Raw genomic sequence first — 6,213 nt, 5'->3', positions numbered from 1 at the left:
CAGCCTGACGGCTGTCGGGGACTCTGTCCCCAAACCCCTGAGGTTTATCCGCTTTAGAGATATCCGGTGGAAAATGACGACATTTCTGCCGCCGCTTTCCACAGTTTCATCTCACAGCCTGCGTCAGGCCGCTTCTCAGCGTTGCCCTGTTTGGCTGCAATTTTAGTATTGTCAGAAATTTGACGATTATTGCGTTTACACGGTTTATTTTTTGGAACCATTATAAATATTCACTTTGCACTTCAATTTTCGTCGATTTTTTTTATAGAAACAACAATATTGCTATCTGTATAGTATATTATTTCATACTTTGATTTACTATATTTTTCATAACAATTTATTGCATCTTTATATGGAATTAGAAACTTCTTTCTATGATCATCACTTTCAACAGATGTTAAAAGTTGAATTGCCAGACCATTAACTTTTTTTTCGCCTCGCCAATATGTTTCACAATATGGAGCCGACTCAAATAGTTCTATTTCTGTTTCCGATTCTTCGCTAATATTTTTATCTACGCAAACCAACATTTTCATTTGCGCAAATGCACTAAAATGTTTTAAATTAAATTGTTTCGATATATTCATCAAAAATATTATAGGAATCATTAAAATAATAGTAATTACAAATGATTCTATACGATAAAATCTCATTTGATATTTATTATAATACTCTTTATTAATTGACGAATCGGGGTGCCAAATAAAGTGAACAATAGGTGTTAAAATACATGATATAGCAAATGAAACAGCAAAAAAGGAAATCAAATTTGCAATTAAAATTAGTTTAACCTGATGAAGATAATCAGCATCGGATACACTTATATTTTCATAGGATTTAGTAATATACAATGAATAAATGCTGGCGGCTAAAATCGAAAACATAGCGATTGCAAATATGTACCATGATTTATTACGCTTTTTATTGCTTTGTTGCATTTTATTCATTTCTTTCTCCCAAAATATTGTTTTTAATGTACGTAATTACTTTCTCAGAATAAGTTCTTTCGTACCCGCCTAATAACATACCGCCCCTAAATAAAAGATCCCCAAGCTGCGGTTCGAGGATTACTCATGTTGCTTTACAGATTTTCTGCACAGATATATTCCACGGCATCAGTTCTTCCAGAATATCCGGATTAGTCAGAAACTCCATGCCGGGAAGAACGGTAAGAATCAGCTCAAAATACCTGAAAACATCAAGCCTGTTCGCTTTTGCTGTCTCAACGATGCTTCTTTATAAGGCATCCCCTGCTTTTCCTCAAAAGCAGAATTCACCGCATCTGCAATTTCCGATTAATAAACACCGGCCATGATCAATAGCTTCCGCACCTTGATGGGATTGAGAGATAGTGTGTCTGCAATCGTCTGAAGAGAGTTATCTTCTTCGTAGAGAGCCACAGCCGCTTCCATTTGCTCCTGCAGGATAGCTGCCGCATCATAGTTCAGCTTCAACGGTTTCCGACCGGCACCGGGTTTTCTTGGTTTATATGGTCTTTTATCTCCCACAAAAATTCTCCGATCTCACAGCATTCCGATCTTTTTCCGATATTATATACTCAGCTTCCGGCCACGGCTCACCTTCCCAGACAAAATCCGAATCATACCGTACATCCTTGGCAGCTTCACCATAGAAATCATTATCCACACACCACTGCATCAAGGTATCATCTTCCAACGTCAGGTATCCATGCGCAAAACCTCTGGGAATCAGCATCTGCTTTCGATTTTCAAAAGACAGCACCGCACTGTAAGCATGACCGTAGGTTTCCCCCGGGCGCAGATCCACAGCCACATTGAAAATCGAACCATGCAGGCAGGACACCAGCTTCGCCTGTGCGTGTTCCCCTTCCTGAAAATGCATACCACGCAGCGTGAACGCTTTCTTGCTGTATCCCTGGTTGATCTGTCGAACAGTGAACTTTATAGATTGGTCGTATGGCACGGCAAGATATCCTCTGAAGTCTTCAAAGGCCGGAGCTGTGAGTATTATTGGCTTCGCCTGTCTTGTATTCATCGTTGCACCTCTTTCTTTATTTTCGTTTCAAACTATATGCTTTTTAGGAAAACACAGGATGTTCTCCCCTGTGTTCACCACTGCTTCCGATATTCTCTTGGACTGATTCCTTCCACCTTGCGGAACATCCGACTAAAATAGTTTGCATCTCCCATGCCGACCGCAACACCAACTTCATCCACAGTCATATCTGTGAAGCGAAGCAGCTGCTTGGCTCTGGTGATCCGCTTTGAGATCAGATAGTTATTGACTGTTGTTCCGTAAGTCTCTTTGAAGATTTTGGATAGATAGAACTTGTTAATAAAGAACTTTTCTGCCAACTCTTCCAGCATGATTTTCTCCGTATAATGTTCGTCCAGATACTCCTTCACGGCTGCCAGTTCCATTCTCTTCCGGCTCACCGTCACGCTCTCTGGATGCCAGGACTGTTCCATCAGTAAGGTGAGTAAAGTCCCCAGTTTCTCATTAATTCGCATATCCCGGATATAATCGGAAGATGATGCCAGATTGTAGAGGTCACTGAGCAGACTGGTAAACGAAGCTATGTCATCCGGGTGGAACACAGGTCGGCCGCCTCGCTCTTTGTATTTTTCATATACAGCCGGAAGGGACGGTGCATAGAAATGGCACCATTGGAGAGACCAGAGATTGTCAGAAGTCGAATGGCTATATGCTTTCCGACAATCAATGAACACGCAGTCTCCCTGGCCTAGCTGATAAGTCTGCTCCTCGTAGGAAAGTTCTCCCTCGCCAGACAAAACAATAAAGCAAAGAAACGACACCAAATCCTCTCTCTGGGATACATGTGGGTGAACAGCCTGCAAAGAGCCAACCTCCTGCAGATGGAGCAAGGATGTTCTTGCAAAGGTTGATGGGGTGTAAATGATTCGGGAGGAACTTACGGAAGAAGACTGTGGATTGAATAGTTCTTGATCCATAAGCTGCTCCTTTCCTGCTTGTTCATTTAGTTTTCTACCAACTTCATCAATTGGTCTTCACTTTCGCTCATCGCTCTGTAAATACATGCTTCCCAGTAATTTTTACCAAATATTTTTTCTGAAGATTGTGCTTTGCATCTCAATAATCGAACACAGTCCTTTACTGAGAAACCATTCACTAGACACACTCTGATATTTTCGCATTCTGTAGATAAAATACCATTGCTTCGTTTCCGATACCGTTCAAGCAGATGCAATGTTTCAAAATGCTTCTTAATAATTCCCGTAATCTCTGTTTCATTCTCGAATTCTAACCAAAATGAAATTTGTGGAATTTTGTCAATCACATAAAATGTAGATTTAAGATATTTCGTCTGCGGAAGAACATCATAATAAAAATGAATAACTGTTCTTTTTATCTCACCTTCATTTTTCAGAAACAATCGTTTTCCCTTTACACTATTGCAATGACTGCAACACGGAACCAAATTAGGAGCAAATATAATATACTCAGGATATTCACTTTCTGAAAAATAATGATCCATTGTTGTCGGTTCTGAAATCATACAAAACGGACATACACCTCTGCGTTCTTTGGGAACATTGTCAAGCAGTTGATTTTTTACCGTTTGGAATACTTTGCTTGTTTTATAAGAATTAGCCATCAACTGCACTTCATCAGGATTCATCATTTTTATAGGTCTTATTTCATGTAATGTATTTTTATTCTGAAAATAAAATTGGTATCGCTGAAAAACCTTATCTTTTAGATTCAGCATTTTTCCCCGGTTCCCATAGCTACACACTTTGCAATCTTTTTGCGTTATACTACATTCTTTACAATGATCATTCCTGTATGTTTTGCTTTGAGCCACATTCTCGAATACCTCTTCATTATTTATCGTTGGTTCACTCAACTGATTCATAATCTCTTATTAGTCCTTGTAACAGCCTTTCAAATAGATCATTGCGTTGAAAGACAATGCCCCATCAAAAATCCCTAAAGCGTCCTCAAAACTCATTTTTTTGCTCAGATCATTTAGAATTGTCTTATAATTGCTTTCTGATCCATTTACATCAAAAATATCATTTGTAATATTCGTAACATTTTCCCCAAAGCATTCCAATGTCGGTGTTCTCACCATAAGAGCATTATCAATTCTTGACAATATCTGCACATATCTCGAAGGAATTTCTTGAACAATTAAAGGCGAATGTGTCGCAAAAATCGCATAAGAATCAAATTCTTCAAGCAATCTATAAAGCATCCGCAACGTATTGGCAACTGCGTTAGGGTGCAAATGCAACTCTGGTTCGTCAAACAATAAAATAGATTCTTTTTCAATTGTTGCCACTACTTCAGTCATTGTACAGAGCAGTATATATTGGCCTGAACTCCAATGAATATTATCTATCTTACCTTCTACTGTCTGTTCAATCAAATCAAGATGCTCTTTCTCAATCAACTCCTGCATGATAGTTTTCCATGATTCCAAACGCCCCCTATGGCGAATGGTTTCTAATGCTTTAAGAAAATTATGCTTCAGTTCATCTAGGGATAAAGTCCCATGTTCAGACTGTATTCCACAGTATGCGTAACTATTGTCTTTATAATCATTTCCTTCTGCCACACGCTTACGAAATTCATCAAAGGCACTATATGAAATCGATATAACCTTATCCACCGGTGGACGCTTGCCCTTAAACGATTCTTCTTTTTCTGAAACACTTCCTGTAAGTCCACTAAGTGATTCCGCAAGATGCGAAAGGATTTGTGTCTTTCCTACGCCATTTTTTCCAATCAATGCATTTATTCTGTACGGAAGATTTTCATTTTTCTTAAAATCGAAAAAGAGTTGCATTCTATCTGTATTATAAGGCACTTTTGCAAAATAGCTAAATGACACATCTTTCTCAAGCAATTGATTTGTTTTTAATAACAATTCAGCCTCGTTCAAAGCCTTTTCTGCACTTGAATCTCGGAGAAGCGATGTCTGAACCCCGTCCTCTTCTAGGAACTTATTTCTTAAATCATGGTCGATTGCAATGTCATTCAATCTTTTAAAAATGTCAAGGTAATCATCTGGGCAATTATTTTTCAGTCTTTGATAATAGTTCAACGTCTGACCAAGGGAACAAAATTTCTCGCCCAGTTGAATGATATTTCTGTCAATAATCCCAGCGACAGCCCTCCCATAGGTATCAGTTCGCTTTTTGTCATAGTCATAGTAATAGATCTTCACATCGCCGATGTCTATGCACTTGCCATCAACATCACAAAAAACTGCATGAAATGTCGTAGTATAACAATAATCGTTCCAATTGTCATCATATAACACCAAACAGTTTTTATAATCACCTGTACGAGGAGGCCATGTGTCTGTTTTATGTATAATTTTCATTATTAAAGTCCTCCCATACTTTTCTGCATCTTCGCCACAGCTTCCGCTGTGTTGCCTGCTGCTCACCTCGTAGCGGTGTGCAAATTCTTGAGCAGCTACCGTGTAGATAAGTCTACACGGCTTTTTCTATTATCAATCATTCTATTTATATGTGCTTCGAACTAGCTCTTATGTTTTTTAATTTGCAATAACTCCAATATATAATGCCACCTATCAATCCCCCAGCTGTATTAGTCACTAGGTCAGATATTTGAAAAGTTCCGACACGAAGGATAATTTGACACACTTCTATACTAAGGGAAAATAAAAAGGAAATCTTAGCTGTCCTATAACAGATTTGCAAAAATCCCTTCTTCCCTTTGAGAATCTTATCTTTTAATGCCCAAAGCATAAGCATTGAAAACGGAATAAACAGAAAAATATTCTCTATTAATTCTGTACTTAACGTGCCATCAGAAAAATGAAAACTCCAATTTCCAAGAACATTTCCTATTGGATTTCCCCAAATCTGACGGCAAAATATGGTTCTAAAAAGAATTAAGCAAGTATATATCGCCAACATATAAATTCTTCTATATTCTTTGGATTTTTTAAATTCATTCATCCAATTACAAAGCACAGCTTTCAATCCAATCTTTTTCCACTCTGTATACAAAAGCATAAAAAGAGCTGCCATAACTATAGACACAAATAAATATTGATAGAGTGCCGAGATGATGTTAACACAAATTTTATCTACTATAGCATACATCTGTCTCTCCTTATTTTGATATGTTATACTGAAAGAACAGTCGACAAACGTCCAAAAATCTGGTAGAATAAAAGCAATAAAAACCAGAAAGGGAAGTGAAAAAATG

Annotated in this window: 8 protein-coding genes; all 8 read right to left on the bottom strand. The window is 38.0% G+C overall.

Features of this window, described 5'->3' with window-relative positions; all coding sequences use genetic code 11:
- Positions 1-242 precede the first annotated feature (242 nt).
- Positions 243-947 carry a hypothetical protein gene (locus LI114_RS12880; RefSeq protein WP_227221020.1) on the bottom strand — a complete coding sequence of 235 codons (705 nt, stop codon included), beginning with the start codon at positions 945-947 and terminating at the stop codon, positions 243-245.
- Between the two features lie 124 nt (positions 948-1,071).
- Positions 1,072-1,230, bottom strand: coding sequence for a transposase domain-containing protein (locus tag LI114_RS12875; RefSeq protein WP_227221021.1), 159 nt, complete (start codon positions 1,228-1,230; stop codon positions 1,072-1,074).
- Positions 1,231-1,295: 65 nt separating this feature from the next.
- Positions 1,296-1,508: a hypothetical protein gene (locus LI114_RS12870; RefSeq protein ID WP_227221019.1), complete on the bottom strand. Its 213-nt coding sequence runs from the start codon at positions 1,506-1,508 to the stop codon at positions 1,296-1,298.
- Entirely contained in the window at positions 1,498-2,016 is a 519-nt protein-coding gene (locus LI114_RS12865) for a dTDP-4-dehydrorhamnose 3,5-epimerase family protein (protein ID WP_227221018.1), read from the bottom strand. The genes LI114_RS12870 and LI114_RS12865 overlap by 11 nt, the downstream gene beginning before the upstream one ends.
- A gap of 74 nt (positions 2,017-2,090) precedes the next feature.
- Positions 2,091-2,954: an AraC family transcriptional regulator gene (locus tag LI114_RS12860; RefSeq protein ID WP_227221017.1), complete on the bottom strand. Its 864-nt coding sequence runs from the start codon at positions 2,952-2,954 to the stop codon at positions 2,091-2,093.
- 26 nt (positions 2,955-2,980) lie between these two features.
- Positions 2,981-3,871, bottom strand: coding sequence for a hypothetical protein (locus LI114_RS12855; protein ID WP_227221016.1), 891 nt, complete (start codon positions 3,869-3,871; stop codon positions 2,981-2,983).
- A gap of 18 nt (positions 3,872-3,889) precedes the next feature.
- Complete coding sequence (locus LI114_RS12850; protein WP_227221015.1) at positions 3,890-5,356, bottom strand: AAA family ATPase; 1,467 nt, start codon at positions 5,354-5,356, stop codon at positions 3,890-3,892.
- A gap of 145 nt (positions 5,357-5,501) precedes the next feature.
- Positions 5,502-6,213 (bottom strand): VanZ family protein (locus LI114_RS12845; protein ID WP_227221014.1); only part of this gene is annotated, 712 nt, incomplete at its 5' end.

The organism is Ruminococcus sp. 210702-SL.1.03, from assembly GCF_020559915.1.
GTDB lineage: Bacteria > Bacillota > Clostridia > Oscillospirales > Ruminococcaceae > YE71.
The sequence above is the reverse complement of the archived record's forward strand: the minus strand, read 5'-3'. Positions and strand labels throughout refer to the sequence as shown.